We start from the raw sequence: 1,572 nt of genomic DNA, 5'->3' as shown, positions 1-1,572 counted from the left end.
TTACTTGACCGATAACAGCACCAATGGTGTGGAGTTGGTCAAGGCGGGTATTCGTATGCGTCGGGGTAACAGCGAGCCGTTGCAAGATGGTGAGTTGATCCGCATCGGCGATTACGAAATCCAGGCGCGTATCGACTTCAACGTGCAGGCCATCGACAGCCAGCCATTTGCCGGTGACTCACCCAACAGCTTTGAAGCGCTGATGGGCGCCGTGGCGAGCCAACCTGCGCCCACACCGATGATCGCGCCGCAGTTCCAGGGCGCCTCGGCTATGGAAACCTTGCCAGACCTGTTCGACTTCCTCAGCCCCACCGCCGTGCCGCCGCCCACCGTGGCGGACCATGTGCCGTCCGAGCAACACGATTTTCGCCCCCCGGCTCCAGTGGCCGTACCGGCGCCCGAAAAGCCATTGGTGCAAGGCTCGGTGATTCCCGAAGACTGGGACCTGTTCAGCGACGCGCCCGCACCCGTCGTCAATGCTGCGCCCGCCCCAGCACCGATCCTCCCGCCGCCGCCCGTGGTCGAGCCTGTTGCGCTCCCCGTGGCCAATGCCGAGCCACCACCGGACCTCCTGCAAGCCTTCCTGCGCGGTGCGGGCCTGGACCAGTTGCGCCTGGACAAAGCCGACGCCTGCGCGCAGATGGAAAGCATCGGCCGCAGCTACCGGCTGATGGTCGAGGGCCTGATCGACGTATTGCGCGCCCGTGCCAGCCTCAAGGGCGAGTTCCGCATGCAGCAGACAATGATCCGCCCCGCCGAAAACAACCCATTGAAATTCGCCCCGAATGCCGATGAAGCGTTACTGCTGTTGCTGCGTCATGGCAACCAGGCGTTCATGGCGCCGGACCTTGCCGTACGTGACAGTTTCGACGACCTGCGCGCCCACCAGTTGGCCGTGATGGCTGGCGTGGAAGCGGCGATCAAGCACTTGCTCACGCGCTTTGAACCGGCGCAGCTGGAGGAGCGCATGGGCAAGCCCGGCGGCCTCTCCAGTCTCTTCAATGGTTCGCGCCAGGCCCAGTACTGGCAGCAGTTCACCGAGCTCTACAGCAACATTTCCCGCGAGGCCCAGGACGATTTCCAGGACTTGTTCGGTCGTGAATTCAGCCGGGCCTACGAAGAACACAGTGCACGACAGCGACGCTGAAAACGCCTCGCACCAATGGATAAAACGGATAGCTAAATACGTCATTGAGGACGCAGGATGATTCCCAGGTTTTTACTCGCAGCCGCTACCGTGCTGCTGCTGACGGCGTGTGCCAACGACACTGCCAAACCCCAGGCGGCTGCCGAGGCCGAAGCTGACACGGCCGCCGTTGAGCTGCATTTTCACGCGATTGCCGGGCTTAACCCCGGTGCCAACGGCCAGGCCGCGCCGGTGCGGGTGCGCATTTTCGAATTGAAAAACGCCGCGACCTTTTCACGCTCCGATTACTTCGCCCTGGCTGACCGTGCGCAATCCACCCTCGGCCTCGACCTGCTGGACCAGGACGAAGTGATGGTGCAGCCCGGCCAACAACTGAGCCTGCAGCGCGATCTCGACCCGTCCACGCGCCAGATCGGCTTGCTGGT

General features: G+C 63.0%; 2 protein-coding genes. Both read left to right on the top strand.

The window, feature by feature from the left end:
- Window positions 1–1,147: type VI secretion system-associated FHA domain protein TagH (gene tagH, locus BKD70_RS22715; protein WP_070415446.1), on the top strand; the 1,147-nt coding region annotated here is incomplete at its 5' end.
- 57 nt (window positions 1,148–1,204) lie between these two features.
- The coding region (gene tssJ / locus BKD70_RS22710) for a type VI secretion system lipoprotein TssJ (protein ID WP_070415445.1) at window positions 1,205–1,572 on the top strand (368 nt) is incomplete at its 3' end.

This window comes from Pseudomonas sp. BS-2016 (assembly GCF_001806145.1).
GTDB classification, from domain to species: Bacteria; Pseudomonadota; Gammaproteobacteria; order Pseudomonadales; family Pseudomonadaceae; genus Aquipseudomonas; species Aquipseudomonas lundensis.
Note: the sequence above shows the minus strand (reverse complement) of the source record. Positions and strands in the feature narration are given on the sequence as shown.